Raw genomic sequence first — 24,955 nt, 5'->3', positions numbered from 1 at the left:
CACCAGCCGACTCCAACCAGGAATGCCTCATGCCTTCTGCTTTGCCGACTCCAGATTCCCGACTCCCCACTCCCGAACGCAAGGACGTCGTCCTTGCGTTCTCCGGTGGCCTCGACACCAGCTTCTGCATTCCCTGGCTGCAGGAGCGCGGCTATGCGGTGCATACCGTTTTCGCGGATACCGGCGGGGTCGATGACGAGGAGCGTGCATTCATCGAGGCGCGCGCGGCGGAGTTGGGTGCCGCCAGTCACGTCACCGTTGATGGTGGTCCTGCTATCTGGGACGGCTTCGTCAAACCTTTTGTCTGGGCCGGCGAGGGCTATCAGGGCCAGTACCCGCTGCTGGTCTCTGATCGCTACCTGATTGTCGAGGCGGCACTGAAGCGGGCGAAAGAGCTTGATACGCGACTTGTTGCTCACGGTTGCACCGGCATGGGCAATGACCAGGTGCGGTTCGACCTGACCGTGAAGGCGCTCGGCGACTATGAAATCATCGCCCCCATTCGCGAAATACAGAAGGAACACACGGAGGTTCGCGCCTACGAGCAACGCTATCTGGAAGAGCGCGGATTCGGAGTGCGGGCCAGGCAGAAGGCCTATACGATCAACGAAAACCTGCTCGGATTGACCATGTCCGGCGGCGAAATCGATCGCTGGGAAGCGCCGGGAGCAGGCGCACGCGGCTGGTGCGCGCCGCGCGAGGAATGGCCAACAAGTGCGTTGACCGTGAAGTTGACGTTCAAAGACGGCGAAGCCATGAAACTCGACGATGAGCTTTTGGTTGGTCATGAAATCCTCGCCAGGCTCAACAGGCTTTTCGCCCCCTACGGCGTCGGCCGCGGCATGTACACCGGCGACACCACGATCGGCCTCAAGGGTCGCATCATCTACGAGGCGCCGGGACTCACCGCACTGCTGGTCGCGCATCGCGCACTGGAAGAAGCCGTGCTCTCGAAAGCGCAGAACCGCTTCAAGCCTGCCGTGGCCCGACAATGGGTTGAACTGGTCTATGAAGGATTCTTTCACGACCCGCTCAAGGCCGACCTCGAAGCCTTCCTTGGCTCAAGTCAGCGCTGCGTCAATGGAGAAGTCATGCTCGAGACCCGCGGTGGCAACGTGCATGCAACATCGATCCGGTCGCCGCACATCCTCAACGCCAGAGGCGCGACCTATGCACAGAGCGCGGACTGGGGAGTGGCCGAGGCTGAGGGCTTCATTCGCCTGTATGGCATGAGCTCGACGCTTTGGGCCGAGGTCAACAGGGAGCAGGGTTCGTGAGCGAACTGCTTGCCGCAACGCTGGATCACCTGCGCGCCCTGGTTGCGTTCGATACGCGCAATCCGCCGCGCGCGATCGATACCGGTGGCATTTTTGACTACCTGCGCGAAAACCTTCCCGGTTTCGAGGTGACCGTTGACGATCACGGAGCCGGCGCCGTCAGCCTGTTCGCCGTGCGCGGAAAGCCGAAGATCCTGTTCAACGTGCATGTCGATACGGTTCCGGATTCGCCGCACTGGACGGCCAGTCCGTTCGAGTTGCGCGTCGCCAGCGATCGCGCGATCGGCCTCGGCGCCTGCGATATCAAGGGCGCAGCTGCTGCACTGGTCGCCGCTGCAAACGCAACCCAGGGCGACGCGGCTTTCCTGTTCTCCTCCGACGAGGAAGCCAATGATCCGCGTTGCATTGCGGCGTTCCTGGCGCGTTGTCCCGTCTACGACGCAGTGCTCGTTGCGGAGCCAACCGCTACCGAGGCCGTGCTTGCCCATCGCGGCATCAGCTCGGTGCTGATGCGCTTCGCCGGAACCGCCGGTCATGCGTCGGCACAGCAAACCCTGGCCGACAGCGCCCTGCATCAGGCCGTTCGCTGGGGCAGCAGGGCATTGGCGCATGTCGATTCCCGTGCCCACGAACGATTCGGCGGACTGACCGGCCTGCGCTTCAATATCGGCCGCATCGAAGGCGGCATCAAGGCCAACATGATCGCGCCGGAGGCAGAACTGCGTTTCGGTTTTCGCCCGCTGCCCTCGACCGACGTCGATGGCCTGCTGCAGGCATTCCGCGACTCTGCCGATCCCCAGGCCGCCGAATTCCGCGAAACCTTTCGTGGTCCAAGCCTGCCCTCGGGCGCTATCGCAGACGCCGAATCGCGGCGCCTGGTCGCGCGCGATGTCGCCGATGCGCTGGATCTTCCGATTGGCAATGCCGTCGATTTCTGGACCGAAGCGTCGCTGTTCTCGCAGGCCGGCCACACGGCCCTGGTCTACGGCCCGGGCGATATCGCGCAGGCCCATACCGCTGACGAATGGGTGGCGCTCGATCAACTGAAGTCCTATGTCGAATCCGTCCACAGGATCATCCATGAATAGCGCCACTCGCCAGATCCGCCAGACCATCGTGCGCCTGCTTTCGAGCATGGCCAGCGCAAAGGAGATTTCGCAGTACCTCAAGCGCTTCTCGCAGGTCGACGCCAAGCGCTTTGCCGTGGTCAAGGTGGGTGGTGCGGTGTTGCGCGACGACCTGGACGCGCTGACGTCGTCGCTTGCCTTCCTGCAGGAAGTCGGGCTGACCCCCATCGTCATCCATGGCGCCGGTCCGCAACTGGACGAAGAGCTCGCGGCGGCAGGCATCGAGAAGAAGACGATCGACGGCTTGCGCGTGACCGGTCCCGAAGCGCTCGCAATCGTGCGCCGCGTATTCCAGGCGCAGAACCTCAAGCTCGTCGAGGCACTGCAGGAAGCCGATACGCGCGCAACCTCGATCACCGCCGGGGTGTTCGAAGCCGACTACCTCGATCGCGAAGCGCTGGGCCTGGTTGGCCGGATCCGCAGTGTCAATCTTGCCCCGATCGAAGCCAGCCTGCATGCCGGATCGATACCGGTCATCGCCAGCATGGGCGAAACCGCTGGCGGCCAGATACTCAACATCAACGCCGACTTCGCCGCCAACGAACTCGTGCATGTGCTTGAACCCTACAAGATCATTTTCCTGACCTGTACCGGTGGCCTGCTCGATGGCGAAGGTCGGGTCATCGATTCCATCAACCTATCGACCGAGTTCGAGCACCTTGTCGAGCAGTCCTGGCTGCACTCGGGCATGCGCGTGAAGATCGAGCAGATCAAGAACCTGCTCGATCGCCTGCCATTGACCTCGTCGGTGTCGATCACCAAACCCGCCGAACTGGCCAAGGAGCTGTTCACGCACAAGGGCTCTGGCACCCTGATCCGGCGTGGCGAGAAGGTGCTCAGCGTGGACAGCTGGGATCAACTTGACCTGGCGCGCCTGCGCACCCTGATCGAGTCGAGCTTCAGCAGGGCTCTTGCCGACGACTACTTCGAGCGCACGCCGCTGCTGCGTGCCTACGTCAGCGAGAACTACCGCGCTGCGCTGATCCTGCTCGAGGTCGATGGCACCACCTACCTCGACAAGTTTGCAGTTCTCGATGATGCACAGGGCGAAGGACTGGGTCGGGCGGTCTGGCAGGTCATGCGCAATGAAAACACGCGCCTGTTCTGGCGTTCGCGTCATGGAAATCCGGTCAATCCGTTCTACTACGCCGAGTCCGACGGCTGCTACAAGATGGAGCATTGGAAGGTGTTCTGGTACGGAATCAGCCGCTTCGAGGACATCGAACGCTCCGTCGAACATTGTCGATCCCGGGCGCCGACGCTGGGATCTCGAGGGGAGTTCACGGCATGAGCAAGCGCAGAGTCGGGATCATTGGCGCGCGCGGTCACACCGGCGCCGAACTGATCGGCCTGATCGCCGCGCATGACTCGCTCGAGCTGGCCTTTGTTTCCTCGCGCGAGCTGCAGGGTCAGAGCGTGGCCGATCATGTGCATGCGTATGTGGGCGATATCAGGTATGAAATGCTGGATGCGGATGCCCTCGCCATGCGGTCCGCAGATGCCATCATTCTGGCCCTGCCCAACGACGCAGCCGCGGACTTTGTCGATGCTGTCGATGCCGACGCACCCGAGACCGTGGTCGTCGATCTTTCCGCGGACTATCGGTTCGACGAATCCTGGTATTACGGTTTGCCCGAGCTGACCCGTGCCCGCTACGCCGGCCAGCGCCGGATCAGCAATCCCGGCTGCTACGCGACAGCGATGCAGCTCGCGATCGCACCGTTGAGTGAACAGCTCGCCGGGCCGCCGCAATGTTTCGGCGTTTCCGGGTATTCCGGCGCCGGTACCACACCTTCGGACAGGAACAACATCGAACTGTTGCGCAACAACCTGATGCCGTACGCGCTGGTCGGTCATGTGCACGAACGCGAAGTGTCGCGGCAGCTTGGCGTTCCGGTCGAGTTCATGCCGCACGTGGCACCTCATTTTCGCGGCATTACGGTGACGGTGAATCTCTGGTTGCAGGATCCGCGCAGTCGCGATGAAGTCATGGCTCGCTATCGGGATTTCTATGCGAGCGATGCGCTGATCCATGTCGTCGATGAGGCCCCCTGGGTCAGCCGCATTGCAGGCCGGCACCATGCCGAAATCGGCGGCTTCGCCATGGCGCCGGGAGGCAGGCGCGTGGTCGTCGTTGCAACGCTGGACAATCTCCTGAAGGGCGCGGCAACGCAAGCCTTGCAGAATCTCAACCTCGCATTGGGCCTCGAAGAACTGAGCGGGATTCCAGTCGATGCGACCGCGCTGGAGGAAACAAGATGAGCGATCTGCTCTGGCAGAAGAAGGGCATTGTGACCGACCCGCGCATCATGCAGTTTCTTGCCGGTGACGATGTCGTGCTCGATCGCGAGTTCTTCCTGTTCGACATCGAGGCGAGCGTGGCCCACGTGGAGGGGCTGGCCCGGATCGGAATCCTCAGCGAGCAGGAATCGAACGATCTGGTTCGAGAACTCGGACTGCTCGGCGAGGATTTTTCTGCAGGCCGATTTGTGCTCGACGAGCGCCATGAGGACGGTCACTCGGCGATCGAGGCGAGGCTGATCGAGCGTCTGGCTGATGTCGGGCGCAAGGTTCATACCGGGCGCAGCCGCAACGATCAGGTGCTGGTCGCAAGCCGGCTCTGGCTGAAATCGAAGCTGCTCGAACTGTCATCGACGTGTACGGCAGTCGCGAGTGTCTGCATTGATCGCGCCGAGACGGATGCATTGCCGATGCCGGGCTACACGCATTTGCAGCGCGCCGTGGTTTCGTCGACGGCGATGTGGTTCGCTGGATTTGCCGAGGCATTCGTCGACAACGCGTGGCGTGCTCGTCAGACGCTTGCCTTGATTGATGCGAATCCGCTCGGCACCGCAGCTGGATACGGCGTCAATCTCGCTCTGGATCGCGAGTACACGACGCAAAAACTCGGCTTCGCGCGCGTCCAGATCAGCCCGATCTACACGCAGTTGTCACGAGGGAAATTCGAAATGGCAGCTCTCGATGCACTGGGCGCTGCGGTACTCGACTTGCGTCGCCTGGCCTGGGATCTGTCGCTGTTCACGACGGCCGAGTTCGATTTCGTCAGGCTTCCCGCGCAATACACGACGGGAAGTTCGATCATGCCGAACAAGCGCAATCCCGATGTCATCGAACTGATGCGGGCGAGCTATGCCAGTGTCGCCGCAGCGCGCACCGAGATCGAACAGCTGCTGTCTCTTCCAAGCGGTTACCAGCGCGACCTGCAGGCAAGCAAGGGATCACTGGTACACGGCTTTCACCGCGGGCTGGACGCATTGAGGTTGTTGCCGGACTTGCTGGCGGGTCTTGCATGGAACGGTGATGCGATGCGTGCTGCCATCGAGCCATCGATGCATGCGACCGATGTAGCCATCGAAGCGGCCGTTGCCGGCGTGCCGTTCCGGGACGCCTATCGCGCTGCAGCGGATTCAGCCGCCACAGTGGGGCAGGATCGCACGCCGGAATCGAGTATCGCCTCACGCACCTCGCCGGGTGCTGGTTTGGACCTTCGACTGGATGCGCTGCGCATTCGTCTCGAGGGGTTGAGCCAGTGAGCGACAGGCGGCCGATCGAAATGTTTCATCAAAGCAAGAGTGAGCAGACTTGAGTAGCGTGGCGAATAAATGCTCCGGCACCCTGTTCAAGGAGCAGAAGTTGCCCGAATGGCGCCGTGCCGTTCTGAAGGTGGGCAGCAGCCTGCTCGCCGCCGATGGCACCGGACTCGACCCCGACTACGTGTTGGCCCTCTCGCGCTTCGTCGCCGCCAGTCACGCGGCAGGACGCGAGGTTGTCATCGTCTCTTCCGGCGCGGTGGCGGCGGGTCGGACCATAGTCTCCAGGCAGCCGGGATTGGGCAATGCCATGGCCGAGCGCCAGGCACTGGCCGCGCTGGGTCAGGTTCGCATGATCGGGCTGTGGCAACGTCTGTTCGAATGTCCGGTGGCCCAGGTCTTGCTGACCCATGACGATCTGCGCAATCGACGCCGCTACTTGAAGGCGCGCATGACCCTGCTCGAGTTGTTGCGGGTGGGTGCGCTTCCCGTAGTCAACGAGAACGACACGGTCTCGGTCGATGAACTCAGGCTGGGTGACAACGACAATCTGGCGGCGATCGTGGCGGCGCTGTGCGATGCCGACCTCCTGCTGATAGCAACCGATATTGATGGTCTGTACACGGCCAACCCGCGCGTCGATGCAGGCGCAGAGCCAATCCTGCAGTTGACACGCTTTACCCGCGCAACCATGGACATGGCCGGTGGTGCAGGGAGCGCGTCCGGAACGGGTGGCATGCGAACCAAGCTGGAAGCAGCGATCAAGGCGGCGAATGCGGGTATCGAAACGATCCTGTTCAACGGCACCAATGTCGAAACAGTCGGTCTGCTCTCTGAAAACCGGCTGCGTGGTACACGCTTGCGCCCCACGCGAAAGCGACTGACGGCACGCAAGTACTGGCTCAGACATGTCCCGCTTGCGCCGGGAGCCATTCTGATTGATGGCGGTGCCGCCCGGGCCCTGAAGGGCAAGGGTGCCTCGCTGCTCCCGCTCGGAATCGTCGGAGCACTGGGCGAGTTCGCGCGAGGCGACATGATCGAAATCATCTGCAGTTCGGAGGGCGGAGAGCGTCGGATCGGGCGCGGCCTGACCCAGTATTCTGCAGTCGACATCCGGCGCATCGCACAGCGCCACACGCGCGATATCGAATCGGTATTGGGCTACCACTATGGTGAAAGCGTCGTCCACCGTGACGACATGGTAACGGGATGAAATCAATGCCAACCGACATGAAAACCGCTGCGCTGAATTGCCGCGAAGCGGCAGACGCCGTTGCGGCGTTGAGTTCAAGCGCCAAGCGCGACCTCCTGGTCGCCATGGCCGAACGCATAGAGGCCAGCGTGCCAATGATTCTCGACGCGAATGCGCTCGACATGAGGCTGGCAGAGCAGCGCGGAATCGGATCCGCCATGCTGGATCGACTGCGTCTGGATGCCGAACGCATCGCGGGTATCGCGCATGGATTGCGCACGGTCGCCAGCTTGCCCGATCCGGTAGGGCAAGTGACTCGAAGCGACACGCGCCCGAATGGCATCCTCGTGGAAAAGGTGCGCGTGCCACTTGGCGTTGTCGCGATGATCTACGAGGCACGGCCAAACGTGACGGTCGATGCGGCCGCCCTGTGCCTGAAGGCGGGCAATGGCGTGATCCTGCGCGGCGGCTCGGAAGCCATACATTCCAATCGGGCGCTTGCCGGATTGCTGCAGCAATCGCTGGTCGAGGCCGGCGTTCCGGCCGCTGCCCTGACCCTCATCGATGACCTTCGTCGTGAAACCATGGTCGAGCTGCTGCAGCTCAACGACATTGTCGACCTGGCCATTCCGCGCGGTGGGGAAGGGCTGATCCGCTTTGTCGCCGAGCACGCGCGCGTGCCGGTCATCAAGCACTACAAGGGTGTCTGCCATCTGTATGTGGACCGGGATGCCGATCTCGAGCACGCACTTGCGCTGCTGATTGATGGAAAGGTCAGCCGGCCGAGTGCATGCAATGCGCTGGAGACCCTGCTCGTGCATGCCGACGTGGCCGAGACTTTCCTCGCCGCAGCGGGTGCAGCGCTTTCATCGCACCAGGTGGAAATGCGTGGCTGCGCGAGAACTCGGCAGATTCTCGATCGGATCGCGCCGGCCAGTGACGAGGACTTTGCGGTCGAATACCTTGATCTGGTCATTGCCATCCGTGTTGTCGACGACTGTGACGCCGCTATCGCGCATATTCGACGTCACGGTTCCGATCACACCGAAGTCATCGTGACGCAGGACAAGCAGGCCGCCGATGCCTTCGTGGCTGCCTTGCGCTCGGCCGTGGTCATGGTCAATGCCTCGTCGCGATTCAGTGATGGCGGTGAGCTGGGCCTGGGTGCGGAGATTGGAATATCAACGACGCGCCTGCACGCCTACGGACCTATGGGGATAGAGGCGCTGACCATCGAGCGTTACGTCCTGCATGGCAGCGGGCAAGTGCGCCACGCCTTGCCTCAAGTGCAATCGGGCGACGGCTGAGAGTCTTCATGGATCCTCTCGCTACGCGCCCACAAGCAGCGCCGGTGACGACGCCCAAAGACGAGTACTGATGCGAGAGGTGCCCGGGCTGATGCCCGGGCGTCCTGGGGGACCGACTCGGCTCAAATCAGGGCGATCCGCTTGTCGGCATCATTGACCGGGAGCCGGTCTAGTCAAAAGGGTAGATCTTCTTCCAGTCGTTCTTCATGCTGATGACGGTCCAGCCGTTCTTTTTCGCGTCCTTCATGAGTGCGTCGCTAAACGTGCCTATTTTCGAATCGGGGCCGTAGCTGTATTCGCGCTCGGCATCATCGTGGTGCACCAGCACCATCAAACTCGCTCCATCGCCAGCCTGGGTCCATTCGAGCATCTGCCGGTCGCCATCTGAATTGCCGAAGGCGGCAACCGGTCGCCGGCCGATGTGCTCGTTGATGCCGATCGGTTTTCCGGTCTTGTCGTCGATGAAGTTCAGTTCCGGCAGGCGCATCAGCACTGGTTTGCCCGAACTGTCGTCGAACTTGGTCTTGATGCTGCTGCCCACGACCTGCTCGGGCGGGATGCCGTAGACACGCTCGGTCCACGGGCGCATGAACTCGATCCCGCCACCGGACACGATGAAGGTCTTGAATCCGTTTGTGCGCAGATAGGCCAACAATTCGAGCATGGGCTGGTAAACCATCTCGGTGTAGAGCTTGCCGGTCTTCGGGTGCTTTGCAGTGGCAATCCAGTCGCTGACGATTTTCTCGAACTCGTCCGTGCTCATGCCAGCGTGGGTGACCATGGCGATTTCCATCAACGCCTTCTCGCCCCCGGCCAGTGCCGACTTCATGTCGCCCTTGAGCAGGGAAGCAAACGGCTCTCTGGTTTTCCAATCCGAATGCTCGGGAGCGAGCTGCTTGACGCGGTCAATCATGAACAGAAGCTGGAAATACGCGGGCTGTTCGGACCACAAGGTGCCATCGTTGTCGAACGTTGCGATGCGCTTTGCTGGCGGCAGGTAGTCAGTGCTTGATTCGTCCGTGGTTTTCTTGACGAAACTGACAATGGCCTGTTTGCTTGCCCCGTCGTTCCACGACGGGAGCGGGTCACTTGCAATTGCGAGCGGACCTGTAGCGAGCAGGGCGATCAGAACGAGGCCCTGTAGCCGTCGGGTGATCAATCTCATGATGAGGCCTCCTTGACATTCAGGATTGGCAGTCCCCCGCAGGGGCTCCTGAATAGTGATACAGGTGGTCAGGAAATCCAAGCCTCGGGCGCTGCAGGACTGCAGATTGAGCGTTCAGGATGTCTGTGCAACTGCATGGTTTCCGCGCCCGGAGTTCTGCAAATGTCAATTTGCAAACCGGGATGCTGATTGAGAGAGAGGGCTGTCTGGGACTCGCTGCGTGCGTGGCAAGGAATGCGCAGCCAGGCAGAGTTTCGGATTGCCGGGTCTCACGGGCACCCTGCCATTGTTCGCGCTCCGAATGGCCCAGAGGCTTCGCATCGAGGAATGTCCGGAGCGTTGCTTTGCAAGTCAGGCGTGTTCCCAACTGCTATCGTTCTGCCCATGATCAGGCACATGGACATCGACGAGCGGGACCGCCTGCTGATCCTGCTTCCACATCCGGATGACGAAACGCTGGCAACGGGCGGACTGATCCAGCATGCGCTGGCAGCGCAGGCTGCCCTCTGCGTCGTGATCGCAACCGATGGGGACAACAATCCCTGGCCGCAACGCTGGATCGAAAAATGCTGGAGTATTGATGCGGCGGCGCGAGCGCGCTGGGGCGCGCGGCGGCGCGAAGAAGCCCGGTCTGCGCTGTCTATACTCGGTGTCGAGGATTCTGCCGTGCATCATCTTGGCTGGCCTGATCAGGGCCTGACCGACCTGCTCATGCGCGATGCACTAGCGGAAGATCAGCTTGTAAGGCTGACCGATGACTTCTCGCCAAGCATGATTGTTGCGCCTGCCATTTGTGATCGGCACCCAGACCACAATGCGCTTGGCATGATGCTCGAGCTTGTTCTCGCGCGGCAAGACAGAACCGGTTGCCGCCGCTTCAGCTATGTCGTGCATGGCGAGACCAGGCCTGAAGAGTCGGTGCCACTTCGCATGACCTCGCAGGAGCAGCAGACCAAGCAGCGTGCCTTGCAGGCACACCACACGCAGTTGAGTCTCAGCCGGCGTCGGATGTGTCGGCTGGCACAACGCGCCGAACGATACCGTCCGCTGTCAGGGGGTGTAGCAGATGTAGCAGGTTGGCGGCACGCATGGACCCTGCCGCGCGTTTTCCGTTCCGCTGGAACCCATGCGCTGGAACTGCTGCTAATTCTATGCTTCAGCGACCGCGTCGTTCGCGCGCGCTTGCCGATTGAAACGCAGGATGGCGAAACACGGGTCGACATCGGGCGGGGGGCGGAACAGCCACTCGTGGTCAAATTGCGCAAGGCCGGCAGGTGTCTGGATCTGGAGCTGCCCGACGATGCACTCATCGAAAGGGGCTTCGCCAAACTCGAACGCGCCGGCCATCGACTGGTTGTCTACGACAGGGAAGGCTGGATCGAGATGGATCGTGCGCGGTGGCCCCCGGGCCGAGGCCGCATGCCCGCAGATCGCGAACCCGGCGTACAAATGGAGTAGGCTCTGCACGAGGCCGGACGGGCGAGTCGGAGTACCCAGGTTCGCTGTCTGCCAGTCGTCATTTTCTGCTGCGGACAGGTCGATCGGGAAAGGGCTGCTTCAATCGTCACGGAATTCGATGCCGGTTTGGCGCCATCCGGTCCAGTCAATCGATCCGGCACTCAGTTATCCAATGACGGCAGAAGCATGCGGCTGATGCGTCTTGTCGGTCTGATCAATGGAAGTGCGGGGCGGGGAGGATTGCATGGCCATGGAGCCACGACGGGCGGAATCTCCGAGAGAACACGACTCGAAGACCGCGCGCGCCCTTGAGCGTCGCCAGTTCGGATTGCGCCTGTTCCGCCGATTGATTGCGTATCACCTGATCCTGCTTGGTGGGTTGCTGTTCGCTGTCGTGGTCCTGCCGGACGTCGCCAGCTACCTGCCCATTGGCGGTGTCTCGGGCCTCGTGGAAGGCGGCGAGTTGACGGTTGGCAGGGTCGAGAATCCCGTTGCGACATCCGCGACCGATGTCGCCACCGCGCCGCAAGGATCGGATCGGTTGGGCTACGCCCGCCAACTGGCCATCATCCTGCTCGGCACCTGGTTGCTGATGCTGCCGATTGCCTGGGTCCACAAAGGCATTCATCGCGGTAATACCCACGATCATTCGCTGGATGAAACCGTGCTGATTCTTCCGGGTATCGTCGCCGCCATCGTGCTTGTGGTCCAGCACAGCCTGGCCCTGGCATTCAGCCTCGCCGGCATCGTGGCCGGGGTTCAATTCAGGCGCGCGTTGCAGGACACCTTCGATACGCTGTTCATCCTTGTCGCGATCGGAACCGGCATTGCGGCCGGTGTCAGCGCGCTGGAAATAGCCGCAATCATGACCGTGTTCTTCACCTACGCAACCCTCTATGTTCACTATTTCGGAGACGGTTTCGAGTCCGATTACCTGGCCAGAAAGAAGGCCATGAAGCAGGAGAGGAAGGAAGCGGAGGCGGATTCTTCGGCCAGAGGGGATGAGGACTGAAGGGCGTTGTCATGGGTCAGCTCGTGAGCCGGGGGAGAGTCGGAAATGACGCACTCGCCAGTGGTCGCCTTGTCGCAGACAGTGCTTGCTTTCGCTGGCCTGCTGGTTCTGGTTGCGGCGGTTCATGGGAGGTCCGGCGACAAGGCTTCGTCAAAACCGGCCAGGGTTTTCGATGCCGCTACCGACATGGTCGTCACGATCAGGGCGCCCTGGCGCGAACTGGCGCGAAAGAAGGATGAGACGCGCTACCCGGCGACCCTTGCCTACGTCGATGCGGCAGGGCAGACCCGGTGGCTGAATCTGACCGTCGAGCGTCGAGGCATCACGCGCCAGAACGTCTGCAGTTTCCCGCCGCTCAAGCTGCGCTTCGACAAGAAGGGTATCAAGGGTACGCCATTCCGTGGCAGCGCCTCGCTCAAGCTCGTGACCCATTGCGGCAGCGGCGGCAGGTGGGCGCCCTATCCTGTCATCGAACTGCTTGCGTATCGCATCAACAACCTGTTGACCGACTACAGCTTTCGCGTTCGACCCCTTGCGATCACCTACGTGGACAGCCGCAACGAATCCGCGGACGGACCCCGTTTCGGTTTTCTCATCGAAGACGACGATGATCTGGCCAGACGCAACGATCTGGAAAGGCTCGACGTTGCCCGGCCCCGGGTTGCCCAACTCGACCCGCGCGGCACCAGCCGTTTTGCGCTATTCCAGTACATGATCGGCAATACGGACTGGTCCGTTCTGAGCGGACCATCCGGCAATCGCTGCTGCCACAACACGGTGCTGATCGGTTCCAAGAGCGAGCCCACGATCCAGGCGGTGCCCTATGATTTCGACTCGGCCGGCCTGGTCGATGCACATTACGCCGCACCCAGTGAAAAATTGCCGATCAGCAAGGTCAGCGAGCGCATCTATCGTGGCTTTTGCGAGTTCAACCCTGAACTGGACGAGCTGAGAATCGAGTTTCTGGAAAAGGAAGCGGCGATCCTCGATCTGGTTCGCAATCAGGGCCAGCTCGAGCCACGCAGCAGGCAGAAAGTACTCGACTATCTGGCTGAATTTTTCGGCATCATGCGTGATCCGGCCGCGTTCGAGGAAAACATCAGGGCGAAATGCCGCAAATAGGCTGGTCCGATACGGTTGCGGCCGACTCCGAAGCCGGTGTCGAAGCGGAATCTTGGCCGGAATCTTCGGCAGAGGTGGCCGACGCCGCTACCTGCAACGCATCCAGCTGCTTTTGCAGGCCCGTATTTCCAGGTTGTAGGCTCATGACCTTCCTGAGGTAGTCGGGCCGTTCGGCATCGCTGCCGGGCAAGGCGACGCGCCCGTTGGGATAGCCGGCGTAGAGCGTATCGCCGCTGACTTCCAGATAGCCGACGTGCCCCCCGTAGTACTCGCTGAGTCCGGTGTCGACCTGGATGACGCGGGCCGAATAGCGCGGCCAGATCGCACCTTCGGTGGGCGTATGCCCGACCACGATGTGGCGGGCGCCGTGCTGGGCCAGAATGGCCTCGACGGTTTCGTCGGATGCGACGGGCTCGACGCCGGAGAGTCCGCGATACCAGAGCGGGCCAAGTTCGTCAGTGAGGATGTCGGGCGTTGCTGGATCGCTTTCGCGCAAGGCAGCGCGCGCCTTGTCGGTCAGTGAGGACAGGCTGTTCCTGCAGTAACCGCTGCTGAGTCCGCCGTGCAGGAAAACCAGATCGTTGATCTGGATTGCGACCTCGGTGTCCATCACCCATTCGAAGTACTCGCCCTTCGGATTCCACTTGGGATTCCAGGCCTGCTGGTGCTCGACCCAGCCCAGTGGATGGCTCCTGTTCCATTCTTCGCGATGGTTTTCGGGCAGGTTGGCGAATGCCGCCGGATCCCTGGCCTTGATGTCGGCCAGCACGTTCTCGTAGTAGCGGTCGCGCAGTTGCGCGGAATCGCGACCTGCAAAAGCGGCGAACTCGCCGGCCGACACATAGCGTAGATCGCCATAGGTATTCATGGCCTCGTGGTTGCCCATCAGATTGTGCACGTGGCCGCCTTTCCGTTTTGCCTGGGCCGCGAGTTTTTTCATGTGCGCAATGATCTGCAGCGTGTCGGCACCGCGGTCGGGGATGTCGCCGAGCTGGACCAGGTGCGTCTTGCCGCCGCTCCACTGATCGCGTTCGTCGATCAGGCCGGCTGTCCTCAGCGTGAGCAGATAGCTCTGGTAATCGCCGTGCAGATCGCCGATTGCGACGATCCGCTCGACACCGGTCCAGTGATAGGCGTCGACTTGCCGCGCGGCGGCGAAAGCCGCTGGGCCTGCAGGCAGCAGCATCACCAGCGTCGCAAGCAGAACCCGGACCCTGATCGTGGTAGCGGTCGTCACGGCTGGTTCGCTGGAATGGCCAGGATGTGCTCGCTCAGGCATGCCGCGGGTCTCCTTGCTGTTTCTCTCCTGCAGGCAGGCGTGCGCAGGCGGAGAGGACCGAATCGTGAAAACGGGATTGGACTCCGGCGAATGATACGCCGAGGCGTCAGGCCGGGTGCCGCGATCCGCCAGCGGCCTGGCTGGATGGTGGATCCGGACAGGTCCCGAAGCAGGCGAAGCGGACAGGACGGGCTCCGGCACGAATCCTGCTTGTCTCCCGGTTCCTGCGCCGGAAATCCCCGGGCAGGCCTGGCGTTCGCCTTCATTCGACTGCCAGGGTCTCGTATTCGCTGCAAAGTGACACGCACTGTCATTGCGCCGGATGCAAGGCTTCAGCGTTTGACCGGAGCGCGTTCGGGAGGCCCCTGGGCATGGAAGTCCCGGTGCGCCCTTTCTGCATTCCGGCTGCAAGGCCAGTCGCTGCACCCGAAATGGCAGCGGCGACCCAGGGGGGGAAACATGCACATGATCCTGTTGGCGGACACCTCGCAAACGCGACGGCGCGCCTTGTCCGCAGCATTGAGTCAGGCCGGCTACGGCGTAACCGCCGTGGCTTCGCTGGCCGACGCCTACGAGGCCCTGCAACGCACGCACACGGGATCATTCAAGCTCGATGCGGTGGTGCTGGGTTGGCCGGAATACTCGGAGGGCGTGGCCGAAGACGTATTCGGGCTGCTGCATGGCGAACGTTTCGAGCATCTTCCGGTCCTCGTGATGTCCGATTCAAGCAATGCCAGGGCCGTCAACTGGAGAATGTCCAGGCCGCGCACGGCGCTCACGCTATGGTCGGAGTATCTGGAGGCGCCGAGTGCGATCGCGCAACTGCTGCGACCGGCAACGAGCATCAAGCCCGCCACAAGTTCGCATGAGGAACAGATCAGGGTGCTCCTGGTCGATGATTCGGCCACCATTCGGGCCGGCTATTCACGCCTGCTGCAAAAGCACGGCTACTACACGGAAGTCGCCGAAAGCGTGGCCGAAGGCTGGAAGCGGATCTCCGAGCAGAAGTTCGATATCGCCATCATCGACTACCTCATGCCGGAGCAGAACGGCACCGCGCTGATCACCATGATCCGCAACAATGTCGAGACACAGCACATCCTCACGGCGACCATAACCGGCACCTATTCCGATGGCGTGATCGCCGAATCGCTCGCTTGCGGTGCCCTGGAGTGTGTCTTCAAGAGCGAATCGAAGGACCTGCTGTTGGCCCGCATTGCCTCTCTTGCGCGCACGATCAACGACCGCAAGGCCATCGACAATGAGCGCCGGCGCCTGCAGGACATCCTTTCTTCGGTGGGTGACGGCGTCTATGGCGTGGATGCGGAGGGCGTCATCCAGTTCATCAATCCCGCTGCGCTCGAGCTGCTCGGCTATGCCGAGGCCAGCGAACTGGTCGGCGTGTGCGCATTCGATGCATTCCACTATGCCGACGAGGACGGGCTTCCGATGCAGCGAAGCGCCTCCTACCTGAATCGCTGCTACGCCGACGGTAGTGAAGTGTCTTCCTGGCAAACCCGGTTCTGGGCTGCGAGCAAGCGAGGCATTCCGGTCGAGTGCAATATCCATCCGTTGAAGATGGACTCGGAGCTCAATGGCTCGGTCGTCGCGTTCCGCGACATCTCCGCACGCCGCGTACTCGAGGAAGAACTGCGCTGGCAAGCCGAACATGACAGCCTGACCAAGTTGCACAATCGCAGCTGGTTCGAAACGCAACTGGAGCAGGAGTGCAGCAAGGTCCGCCGAACCGGCCAGACCGCCATGCTGCTGTTCATCGACCTGGATCGTTTCAAGTACATCAATGACACCGCGGGTCACACGGCAGGCGACAGGCTGCTGGTCGAGGTCAGTCAGCGTCTGAAATCCCGCCTGCGCGGATCGGATCACCTGGCCCGGATGGGTGGGGACGAATTTGCGGTGCTGCTGACCAACGTCGGCGCGAGCGATCTCGATACGCTGGCCGAAGGGTTCCGTCGCGTACTCACGGCATCGCCCTTCACCTATGGTGGCAAGAGTTACCGGATTACCCTGTCGGTGGGCTGCGCGAAGATCGATGAGGCCACGCATTCGCCGAGCGATGTCATGGCCCATGCCGACATTGCCTGCCACATGGCCAAGCGATCCGGTCGCAACCGGTGCCAGATCTATTCGCACGAGACCGGTCGACTCGCCGCACTGGATGTCGACCTGGGCTGGTCGGTGCGTCTCGAGGAAGCGTTGCGAACGAATCGCTTCGCGCTCTGCTACCAGCCGATTGTTCCGCTCAGCGGCATGGAGGCCGACGGCAATGGCAAGGACAGCAGCAAGGATGTCTGGCTGCGTCAGCTGGCCAGAAATCCCTATTCGGAGGCACTGTTCGAAGTGCTGGTACGCCTGCGCGGCCAGCAGGGCGAACTCATTTCTCCGAATGCATTCCTTCCCGCCGCCGAACGATTCGGCCTCATGCAGGAAATCGATTTCTGGGTCATCAACAACGCACTCGCGGCGCTGCGCGAAAGCAGGGAGAGTCCGCGCCCGATTGCCCTGACCATCAACATTTCGGCGCAGACCCTGGAAAAGGGCGGGGTTGCGGAGTACGTGACCGGGCGGATTGTCGAGCACAACGTCAATCCGGCGGCACTCGTGTTCGAGATTACCGAGTCGCATTCGATCCATGATCTGGAAGGCGCCCAGAAGCAGCTGTCCGCGCTGCGTTCACTCGGATGTCGAATCGCTGTGGATGATTTCGGTACCGGGTTCTCCACGTTTGCCTATCTCAAGAAGATCGAGGCGGACATGCTCAAGATCGATGGTTCGCTGATTCTTGGGTTGCCGCATGACAATCTCGATCGCACCATCATCACGGCCCTCACCTCGATTGCCGAAGCTGCCGGCAAGCAGACCGTGGCCGAGTGTGTCGAGGACGTGGCCATGCTGCGGACCCTGTTTGAGTGCGGCGTCGACATGGCCCAGGGCTATGTGGTCGGCATGCCGCGCTTTCACCTGCCGAAGACCCTCCCGGGCGCGGATGCCGGACCGTATCGGGATCAGGCTACGCTGAGCAGCGTCGCCACACCCGGAATCAACACGATGACGGGGCAGATCGATCCGATTCCGAGTATCCAGGGCGACACGAGCGGGGAGCAGGCAAGGGTGCCCGGTTTCACCTGAATGCAGGATTTGGAGTAGCCTCGACACTTCCGGCGGCTACCCAGGTGATGCAGATGAAATTGGATATCAACGGTCGGCAGCATGAGGTCGATGTGCCCGATGACATGCCGCTGCTCTGGGTCTTGCGCGACGTCATCGGATTGACCGGCACCAAGTTTGGTTGTGGCATGGCCCAGTGCGGCGCCTGCACCGTGCACGTCGACGGGCAGGCGATCCGTTCCTGCGTGACGCCGGCATCTTCTCTGGCCGGCAAGAAGATTGCGACGATCGAAAGCCTCGGAATCGACGGCTCGCATCCGGTCCAGCGCGCGTGGATCGAGGAAGACGTGGTCCAGTGCGGCTACTGCCAGTCCGGACAGATCATGTCGGCCGTTGCCTTGCTGGCTGTCAAGCCCAAACCCGACGACGCCGATATCGACGCTGCGATGGCCGGAAACATCTGCCGTTGCGGTACCTACCAGCGTATCCGCTCGGCCGTTCATCGCGCCGCAGAGCTGAGCAGGGAGAACGGCAATGACGCATGAATCCGACACGCTTGCCGCACCATCGCGTCGACGCTTCCTGGCAACCTCGACTGCTCTGGCAGGTGGCCTGGTCATTGCCTGTTTTGTTCCTCTCGGCAGCCGCAAGCTGTTCGCCCAGGAAGGCGCTGCACCCGCGCCGGCGCCGATGGATCCCAATGCTTTCGTGCGCATCGCTTCCGACAATTCGGTAACGGTCCTGCTCAAGCATTCGGAAATGGGCCAGGGGGTCTGGACCTCGATACCGATGGTCCTCGCCGAGGAACTCGATTGCGATTGGGACAGGGTGCGCGTACTGAATGCGCCGAATGCCGCGGTCTATTCAAACCTGGCTTTCGGTATCCAGGGCACGGGCGGCTCGACGAGTACGCTCGAATGTTTCGATCAGATGCGGATGGCCGGTGCCACCGCGCGCGCGATGCTGATCGAAGCGGCTGCGAGGCAATGGCAAGTCGAGGCGGGGAATTGCCGGACCGAGAGAGGCTTCGTCATCTGCGGCGACAAGAAAGCCAGTTATGGCGATCTGGCCGATGCAGCGGCCGCTCTCAAGGCGCCCGCGAATGTGCGCCTCAAGGATCCCTCGAAATGGACCCTGATCGGCAAGCCGACCCCGCGTCTGGACAGTCTGGCCAAGGTCAACGGCACGGCCGGTTTCGGAATCGACGTAGCCCGGCCGGGTCTGCTGGTCGCGGTGCTTGCACGCGCGCCGGTTTTCGGTGGCAAGGTGAAGCGTCTTGATGCAAGCCGGACCAGGGCAGTCGCCGGCGTGGTCGATGTCGTCCAGATACCCCGCGGCGTGGCCGTTCTGGCCCGGCATACCTGGGCCGCGAAGCAGGGGCGGGAGGCGCTGGAGATCGAATGGGACAATGGTGCCGGTGCCTCGCTGTCGACCGTTGCCATGCGCAAGGACTACCGCAAGCTTGCGCAAAAGCCGGGACTCATTGCGCGCGAGGCCGGCAACATCGAGGCGGCACTGAAGTCGTCGCGCAAGCGCGTCGAGGCAGTGTACGAAGTGCCGTTTCTTGCGCATGCACCCATGGAGCCGCTGAACTGCACCGTCGAGATCAGCGAAGCCGGTTGCGAAATATGGACCGGTACGCAATTCCAGGGTGTGGACCAGGGCGTTGTCGCACAAATTCTTGGCATCACGCCCGAGCAGGTGAAGATCCACACCCAGTTTCTCGGTGGCGGCTTCGGGCGTCGGGCCAATCCCGTCTCCGACTTCATTGCCGAAGCCGTGCAGGTTGCCAAGGCGGCCAACAAGCCGGTCAAGCTGGTCTGGATGCGTGAGGACGACATCCGCGGCGGCTACTACCGTCCGATGTGGGTTTCGCGTCTCGCTGCCGCGCTGGGCAAGGATGGCATGCCGTCGGCCTGGACTCATACCGTCGTTGGCCAGTCGATCGCCGCCGGCACGCCCTTCGCGCCGATGATGATCAAGGACGGCATTGATGCCACGTCGATCGAAGGGGCTGCTGACTCGCCCTATCTCGCGGCAATACCTGCCGTGCGGATTGACCTGCACTCGCCGGAAAGCCCCATTCCCGTGCTCTGGTGGCGTTCGGTGGGTCACTCGCATACCGGATTCGTGGTCGAGAGTTTTGTCGACGAGCTGGCCCATGCGGCGAAGACCGATCCGCTGGCCTATCGCCGCCAATTGCTGCCTGCCGGCTCGCGCAACCTGAAGGCGCTCGAGCTGGCTGCGCGGGAGTTCGGCTGGGGCAAGCCGCTGGCCGAGGGCCATGCGGCGGGGATGGCCGTGCATGAGTCGTTCGGCAGCCATGTCGCCCAGGTCGCCGAGGTGTCGGTCGAGGATGGGCGCATCCGCGTCCACCGTGTCGTCTGCGCGGTTGATTGCGGCCCGGTGGTCAATCCGATGACGGTTGAAGCGCAGATGCAGTCGGCGATCGCATTCGGGCTGAGCGCAGCCTTGCACAGCGAGATCACGTTCAAGGACGGCAAGGTCGAGCAGAGCAATTTCCACGACTACAAGGTGCTCAAATTCGATGAAATGCCGAAGGTCGAAGTGCATGTCGTCAACAGCAGCGAGAAGATGGGCGGTGTCGGCGAACCCGGTCTGCCACCGATTGCTCCCGCGGTAGCGAATGCGATCTTTGCGCTGACCGGCAAGCGATTGAGAACACTGCCCCTTTCCATGGCCTGATAGGCAGGATCCATTCGGTCCAGGTAGGCAGATCCGGGTCATGCTTCCGATCGGGTGGAGCCGTGGCACCAGGCTGCGAGTCGGGGCAGTTTCAAGAAAAGTTGCATTTCCGTGTCGGCGTCGAGTCGGTTGCGGCGCTCGAATTGAAGGTGTGTCGGGTTACACTTCGGCCTGAAGTCCGCTCGGGGATAGGCACTTGGATATTCGTTCCAGCTTCGCCAATTCAGTTCGCGTCATTGGAATCCGCTCGATTCTTCTCGTACTGGCCCTGCTGCTTGCCGCGTGCAGCAAGGAGCCGCCGGCTCCACAGATGCAGGCCTTGCCGGTCAAGGCGATGAACGTCATCCAGCGACCCACCGCCATCTACAAGGAGCTGATTGGCGAAGTACGCGGCTCGCAGGAAGTCGAGATCCGAGCCCGGGTAGGCGGCATTCTCACCGGCAAGCACTTCCAGGATGGCGCGCTGGTCGAAAAGGGCCAATTGCTTTTCACCATCGATCCGCGCGAGTACCGTGCCGCCGTTGCCACGGCCGAAGCACAGCTGGCTTCCGCCGATGCCGCTGCGGCGCGCGCCCAGCTCGACGTCGCACGCTATCAGCCGCTGGTGGCCGAGAACGCGATCAGCAAGCAGGTCTACGACAACGCGGTGGCGGCTGCGCGTCAGGGCGAGGCGGAAGTGGCCGCACTCAAGGCCAACCTCTCGGCCGCGAAGCTCGGACTGGAGTACGCCAGCGTCACCGCGCCGATTTCCGGGCGGATCGGTGCTGCCGACATCTTCGAAGGCGGTTTGGTCAGTGCCGGCTCGACCCTGCTCGCAACAGTTTCCTCGGACGATCCGGTCTGGGTCTATTTCAGTGTCAGCGAACGCGATCTGCTCGATTTCCAGCGTCGCACCGGCCAGCTCGAGTTGCCGGACGATTCGCCATCGCGCCGGGTGCAGCTGACCCTGGCCGATGGCAATGTCTACGGGCGGGAAGGCCTGATCGACTTCACCGACCGGGCCCTCGATTCGCGTACGGCGACCTACCGCTTGCGCGCCGAGTTCCCGAATCCGGAACACATGCTCAAACCCGGCATGTTCGCGCGCATCCGCGTCACCGGGGAAACCATTCCTGATGCGCTGCTGGTGCCCGAGCGCGCGGTCACCCAGAAGCTGGGGTCCTACTTCGTGACCATTGTCGGCGCAGACGGCAAGGCCGTTTTGCGTTCGGTCACGCCAGGTCCGCGGCAAGGCAGCCTCTGGGTCATCAGTGAAGGCCTGAAGGCGGGCGACAAGGTCGTCGTCGAAGGGGCGCAAAAGGCCCGGCCGGGTACGCCCCTGAAGGTGATCGAGATTACCGAGGCGGATCTGAAGTCCGAAAAACAGCCGGCGGCATCCGCGCCGGCTGGCGGCTGAGGGGGGAAGGGCCGTGGCACGTTTCTTCATCGACCGCCCGATATTCGCGATCGTCATTTCGCTGTTCCTGATCCTGACCGGCGTACTCTCGATGCTCGGTCTGCCGATTGCGCAGTATCCGGATATCGCGCCGCCGACGGTTGCGATTCGTGCCAGCTATCCTGGCGCGAACGCCATCGTGGTCAACGAATCCGTATCTTCCGTGATCGACCAGCAGGTCAATGGCACCACGGACATGAAGTACATCAAGGCGGTGTCCGGGAACGACGGCTCGTCGAGCATCAACGTGACCTTCGATCTCGAGCGTGACGCCGATATTGCTTCGGTCGAAGTGCAGAACCGGGTCTCGCAGGTGACTGCGCGACTGCCACCGGAAGTGCGGGACATCGGCGTATCCGTGACCAAGAGTTCGCCGGATACCCTGCAGTACATCGCGATCTATTCGCCCCGGGAAACCTTCGATTTTCTTTTCATCAACAACTACACCTTCCTTTACGTCGTCGATTCCCTGAAGCGCCTGAAAGGTGTCGGCGACGTAACCGTATTCGGTTCGGAGTTCGGCATGCGCGTGTGGCTCAAGCCGGATCGAATGGCGGCGCTGGGCCTGACCGTGGCGGATATTTCCCGCGCAGTCCAGTCACAGAACGTGCAGGCCCCGGCCGGGCAGATCGGCATGGCGCCGGCCAGCTCGGATACGGGTTTCCAGTACACCCTGAGCGTGCAGGGCCGGCTCGTCGAAGTCGAGGAATTCGAAAACATCATCTTGCGCAACGAACCCGATGGCAGTTCGATCCGTTTGCGTGACGTCGCGCGCGTCGAGCTCGGAGCGAAGAGCTATGACGTCAGCGGACAACTCGACGGCTCGCCTGCATCGATTCTCGGCATCTTCCTCGCTCCCGGGGCGGACGCGCTGGAAACCGCAGAGCTCATCAAGCATGAAATGGTCCGCCTGAAATCTGGATTTCCGGAAGATCTCGACTACAAGGTCGTCTACGACACCTCGTTGTTTGTCGAGGCCTCCATCGAGGAGGTCATGCACACCTTCGTCGAGGCACTGGTTCTCGTACTCATTGTGGTCTTCCTGTTTCTGCAGAGCTGGCGGGCAACCCTGATTCCGATGATCGCCGTGCCGGTTTCACTGATTGCCACCTTCATTGTCTTCCAGTTCCTTGGCTTCTCGATCAACACCCTGTCCCTGTTCGGCATGGTGCTGGCGATCGGCATCGTCGTCGACGACGCGATCGTTGTAGTCGAGGCCGTGGAGCACAAGATGCACAGCCTGCACCTGAGTCCGAAGGAAGCGACCAGGGCAGCCATGGACGAGGTATCCGGACCGGTCATGGCCATTGCCCTGGTCCTGTCGGCCGTGTTCATCCCGATGGCCTTCGTGCCCGGCGTCACCGGCCAGCTGTACAAGCAGTTCGCCTTGACCGTCGCCGTATCGACCATGTTTTCCGCGCTTGTCGCGCTGACCCTGACCCCGGCACTGTGCGCGATCATGCTCAAGCCGAAGGACGATTCGGCCCAGGGCCTCGTCGATCGTTTCTTCGCCGCCTTCAATCGCGGCTTCGATCGCATGACCGAAGGCTATGGGAGGGTCGCTGCCGCCGGTGTCCGTCGCCTGGCGAGAGTGGTCGTCGTCATGGTGGTGCTGCTGGTCGGCATCAGCATGCTCGCGCGGGTGACGCCGACCGGTTTTGTGCCGGATGAAGACACCGGTGCGTTCTTCATCCATGTCGTGTTGCCGGAAGCCTCCTCGTCGGAGCGAACGAGTCAGGTGCTGGACAAGGTGCAGCAACTGGTCGACGGGCAGGAAGGCGTGGAGGCCGTCCTGACCATCAATGGCTACGATCTGATTTCCGGCTCCAATGCGTCGAGCGCAGGCCTCGCCGTAGTGCGCCTCAAGCCATGGGGCGAGCGCAAGGACAAGGCCCTGCACGCCGACGCGATCATGAAGCGACTCGGGCCGCAACTGGCCGCAATTCCCGAGGCCATGGCATTCGCATTCAACCCGCCCGCATTGCCGGGATTCGGCTCGGTATCGGGTTTCTCGATGATGCTGCAGGCGCGCGGCGAAAGCACTCCGGAGGAACTTGCGGGCACGGCACAGGCATTCATCGCCGCAGCCATGAAGCAGCCGGCCATAGGCCGGATAAGCACCACGTTTCAGGCCGCCACACCCAACTACAAGCTGGACGTGGATCGGGACAAGGTCGAGAAGCTTGGCGTGCCGCTGAGTGACGTGTTCGCCGCTTTGCAGGCCTACCTGGGTTCTTCCCAGATCAACGAGTTCTCCCGCTTCGGCCGCAACTACAAGGTCACCATGCAGGCGGACGCCGACTATCGACGCGACATATCAACCCTGTCCAAGCTGTTTGTGCGCAGCGCCGATGGCCGCATGATCCCGCTGGACACGATCGTCACGGCCGCGGAGTCGTCCGGTCCGCGCTTCCTGATGCGCTACAACCTCTATCCGACTGCCGAGATCACCGGCTCACCCGCACCCGGTTTCAGTTCCGGCCAGGCCATTGCTGCACTTGAAGCGGCGGCTGCGGAAACACTGGGCGATACCTACGGCTACGAGTGGTCGGGACAGACGCGGGAAGAAATCGAATCAGGCAGTGCCGCCGCGATGGTCATGGTCTTGTCCGTGGTGGTCGTGTTCCTGTTCCTCGCCGCCCTGTACGAGAGCTGGTCGATCCCGATGGCCGTGTTGCTGGCCGCGCCGCTGGGCGCGCTGGGCGCCTTCGCGGGAATATTGCTGAATGGCATGGATTTCAACGTGTACGGCCAGATCGGCATCGTCACCCTGATAGGGCTCGCGGCAAAAAACGCGATTCTCATTGTCGAATTCGCCAAACTCAATCGCGAATCCGGCATGAGCGTCTTCGATTCGGCCGTCAACGCGGCCAAGCTGCGCCTGCGCCCGATCCTGATGACCTCATTCGCGTTCATCCTCGGCGTAGTGCCCTTGCTGCTTGCAAGCGGGGCTGGCGCTGCATCCAAGCAGTCGGTCGGCACCGTGGTGTTCTTCGGCATGCTCAGCGCCACCGTGCTTTCGGTGCTGCTGGTTCCCGCGCTGTACGCAATGATCCAGGGCAGCTCGGAACGGTTTTTCGGGAGCAAGGTGGCGGCGGCAAGCAGTGCGCCTGCAGCATCGGGAGAATCGCCATGAACCCGCGCGCGACGCTGATGGCGACAATGCTGGCCCTGCTCAGCGGCTGTGCGGTTGGC

The 24,955-nt window shown here is 62.1% G+C and carries 17 protein-coding genes; 15 read left to right on the top strand and 2 right to left on the bottom strand.

Going from position 1 to position 24,955, the window contains the following annotated elements:
- Nucleotides 1-29: 29 nt before the first annotated feature.
- The 7 genes from R3F00_RS17345 to R3F00_RS17315 are packed head-to-tail and all read left to right on the top strand — an operon-like array spanning nucleotide 30 to nucleotide 8,454.
- Nucleotides 30-1,277 (top strand): argininosuccinate synthase, encoded by a 1,248-nt coding sequence (locus R3F00_RS17345; RefSeq protein ID WP_371282987.1) that lies wholly within the window; start codon nucleotides 30-32, stop codon nucleotides 1,275-1,277.
- Nucleotides 1,274-2,365 (top strand): acetylornithine deacetylase, encoded by a 1,092-nt coding sequence (locus R3F00_RS17340; protein WP_371282986.1) that lies wholly within the window; start codon nucleotides 1,274-1,276, stop codon nucleotides 2,363-2,365. Before R3F00_RS17345 ends, R3F00_RS17340 begins: the two co-directional genes overlap by 4 nt.
- On the top strand, nucleotides 2,358-3,695 hold the full coding sequence (locus R3F00_RS17335) for an acetylglutamate kinase (protein WP_371282985.1): 1,338 nt from the start codon (nucleotides 2,358-2,360) through the stop codon (nucleotides 3,693-3,695). Before R3F00_RS17340 ends, R3F00_RS17335 begins: the two co-directional genes overlap by 8 nt.
- Nucleotides 3,692-4,666, top strand: a complete 975-nt coding sequence (gene argC / locus R3F00_RS17330; RefSeq protein ID WP_371282984.1) for an N-acetyl-gamma-glutamyl-phosphate reductase — start codon at nucleotides 3,692-3,694, stop codon at nucleotides 4,664-4,666. The genes R3F00_RS17335 and argC overlap by 4 nt, the downstream gene beginning before the upstream one ends.
- Nucleotides 4,663-5,958, top strand: coding sequence for an argininosuccinate lyase (gene argH, locus R3F00_RS17325; protein WP_371282983.1), 1,296 nt, complete (start codon nucleotides 4,663-4,665; stop codon nucleotides 5,956-5,958). Before argC ends, argH begins: the two co-directional genes overlap by 4 nt.
- 58 nt (nucleotides 5,959-6,016) lie before the next feature.
- Nucleotides 6,017-7,168, top strand: a complete 1,152-nt coding sequence (gene proB / locus R3F00_RS17320) for a glutamate 5-kinase (protein ID WP_371282982.1) — start codon at nucleotides 6,017-6,019, stop codon at nucleotides 7,166-7,168.
- Between the two features lie 5 nt (nucleotides 7,169-7,173).
- Nucleotides 7,174-8,454, top strand: coding sequence for a glutamate-5-semialdehyde dehydrogenase (locus R3F00_RS17315; protein ID WP_371282996.1), 1,281 nt, complete (start codon nucleotides 7,174-7,176; stop codon nucleotides 8,452-8,454).
- 169 nt (nucleotides 8,455-8,623) lie between these two features.
- Here R3F00_RS17315 and R3F00_RS17310 read toward each other — a convergent pair whose 3' ends face one another.
- Nucleotides 8,624-9,619: an HAD family hydrolase gene (locus tag R3F00_RS17310; RefSeq protein WP_371282981.1), complete on the bottom strand. Its 996-nt coding sequence runs from the start codon at nucleotides 9,617-9,619 to the stop codon at nucleotides 8,624-8,626.
- Between the two features lie 384 nt (nucleotides 9,620-10,003).
- On the opposite strand from R3F00_RS17310, the gene R3F00_RS17305 reads away from it, so the two are divergent.
- The 3 genes from R3F00_RS17305 (at nucleotide 10,004) to R3F00_RS17295 (ending at nucleotide 13,211) form a co-directional block, all read left to right on the top strand.
- On the top strand, nucleotides 10,004-11,077 hold the full coding sequence (locus R3F00_RS17305) for a PIG-L deacetylase family protein (RefSeq protein ID WP_371282980.1): 1,074 nt from the start codon (nucleotides 10,004-10,006) through the stop codon (nucleotides 11,075-11,077).
- A 250-nt stretch (nucleotides 11,078-11,327) separates the two neighbouring features.
- The gene (locus R3F00_RS17300) at nucleotides 11,328-12,089 is read left to right on the top strand and encodes a hypothetical protein (protein ID WP_371282979.1); all 762 of its coding nucleotides are present in this window, start codon (nucleotides 11,328-11,330) and stop codon (nucleotides 12,087-12,089) included.
- 45 nt (nucleotides 12,090-12,134) lie between these two features.
- Nucleotides 12,135-13,211 (top strand): hypothetical protein, encoded by a 1,077-nt coding sequence (locus R3F00_RS17295; RefSeq protein ID WP_371282978.1) that lies wholly within the window; start codon nucleotides 12,135-12,137, stop codon nucleotides 13,209-13,211.
- On the opposite strand, the gene R3F00_RS17290 is transcribed toward R3F00_RS17295, so the two are convergent.
- Nucleotides 13,189-14,490 carry a metallophosphoesterase gene (locus R3F00_RS17290; protein ID WP_371282977.1) on the bottom strand — a complete coding sequence of 434 codons (1,302 nt, stop codon included), beginning with the start codon at nucleotides 14,488-14,490 and terminating at the stop codon, nucleotides 13,189-13,191. The two genes, R3F00_RS17295 and R3F00_RS17290, sit on opposite strands and share 23 nt — an antisense overlap.
- A gap of 465 nt (nucleotides 14,491-14,955) precedes the next feature.
- Between R3F00_RS17290 and R3F00_RS17285 the strand changes: the two genes are divergently transcribed.
- The 5 genes from R3F00_RS17285 (at nucleotide 14,956) to R3F00_RS17265 (ending at nucleotide 24,896) form a co-directional block, all read left to right on the top strand.
- Nucleotides 14,956-17,640: an EAL domain-containing protein gene (locus tag R3F00_RS17285; protein WP_371282976.1), complete on the top strand. Its 2,685-nt coding sequence runs from the start codon at nucleotides 14,956-14,958 to the stop codon at nucleotides 17,638-17,640.
- Nucleotides 17,641-17,693: 53 nt separating this feature from the next.
- On the top strand, nucleotides 17,694-18,164 hold the full coding sequence (locus tag R3F00_RS17280; RefSeq protein WP_371282975.1) for a (2Fe-2S)-binding protein: 471 nt from the start codon (nucleotides 17,694-17,696) through the stop codon (nucleotides 18,162-18,164).
- The gene (locus R3F00_RS17275; RefSeq protein WP_371282974.1) at nucleotides 18,154-20,325 is read left to right on the top strand and encodes a molybdopterin cofactor-binding domain-containing protein; all 2,172 of its coding nucleotides are present in this window, start codon (nucleotides 18,154-18,156) and stop codon (nucleotides 20,323-20,325) included. The genes R3F00_RS17280 and R3F00_RS17275 overlap by 11 nt, the downstream gene beginning before the upstream one ends.
- A gap of 196 nt (nucleotides 20,326-20,521) precedes the next feature.
- Complete coding sequence (locus R3F00_RS17270; RefSeq protein WP_371282973.1) at nucleotides 20,522-21,721, top strand: efflux RND transporter periplasmic adaptor subunit; 1,200 nt, start codon at nucleotides 20,522-20,524, stop codon at nucleotides 21,719-21,721.
- 13 nt (nucleotides 21,722-21,734) lie between these two features.
- Nucleotides 21,735-24,896 (top strand): efflux RND transporter permease subunit, encoded by a 3,162-nt coding sequence (locus R3F00_RS17265; protein WP_371282972.1) that lies wholly within the window; start codon nucleotides 21,735-21,737, stop codon nucleotides 24,894-24,896.
- Nucleotides 24,897-24,955: the final 59 nt, after the last annotated feature.

It is taken from the genome of Dokdonella sp. (assembly GCF_041395345.1).
Taxonomy (GTDB): domain Bacteria; phylum Pseudomonadota; class Gammaproteobacteria; order Xanthomonadales; family Rhodanobacteraceae; genus Dokdonella.
Note: the sequence above shows the minus strand (reverse complement) of the source record. Positions and strands in the feature narration are given on the sequence as shown.

Excerpts from the sequence above, each read along its gene's own strand:
- R3F00_RS17345 (WP_371282987.1), top strand. The coding sequence starts at position 30 with ATGCCTTCTGCTTTGCCGACTCCAGATTCCCGACTCCCCACTCCCGAA.
- R3F00_RS17335 (WP_371282985.1), top strand. The coding sequence starts at position 2,358 with ATGAATAGCGCCACTCGCCAGATCCGCCAGACCATCGTGCGCCTGCTT.
- argC (WP_371282984.1), top strand. The coding sequence starts at position 3,692 with ATGAGCAAGCGCAGAGTCGGGATCATTGGCGCGCGCGGTCACACCGGC.
- argH (WP_371282983.1), top strand. The coding sequence starts at position 4,663 with ATGAGCGATCTGCTCTGGCAGAAGAAGGGCATTGTGACCGACCCGCGC.
- R3F00_RS17315 (WP_371282996.1), top strand. The coding sequence starts at position 7,174 with ATGCCAACCGACATGAAAACCGCTGCGCTGAATTGCCGCGAAGCGGCA.
- R3F00_RS17310 (WP_371282981.1), bottom strand. The coding sequence starts at position 9,619 with ATGAGATTGATCACCCGACGGCTACAGGGCCTCGTTCTGATCGCCCTG.
- R3F00_RS17305 (WP_371282980.1), top strand. The coding sequence starts at position 10,004 with ATGATCAGGCACATGGACATCGACGAGCGGGACCGCCTGCTGATCCTG.
- R3F00_RS17300 (WP_371282979.1), top strand. The coding sequence starts at position 11,328 with ATGGAGCCACGACGGGCGGAATCTCCGAGAGAACACGACTCGAAGACC.
- R3F00_RS17295 (WP_371282978.1), top strand. The coding sequence starts at position 12,135 with ATGACGCACTCGCCAGTGGTCGCCTTGTCGCAGACAGTGCTTGCTTTC.
- R3F00_RS17290 (WP_371282977.1), bottom strand. The coding sequence starts at position 14,490 with ATGCCTGAGCGAGCACATCCTGGCCATTCCAGCGAACCAGCCGTGACG.
- R3F00_RS17285 (WP_371282976.1), top strand. The coding sequence starts at position 14,956 with ATGATCCTGTTGGCGGACACCTCGCAAACGCGACGGCGCGCCTTGTCC.
- R3F00_RS17280 (WP_371282975.1), top strand. The coding sequence starts at position 17,694 with ATGAAATTGGATATCAACGGTCGGCAGCATGAGGTCGATGTGCCCGAT.
- R3F00_RS17275 (WP_371282974.1), top strand. The coding sequence starts at position 18,154 with ATGACGCATGAATCCGACACGCTTGCCGCACCATCGCGTCGACGCTTC.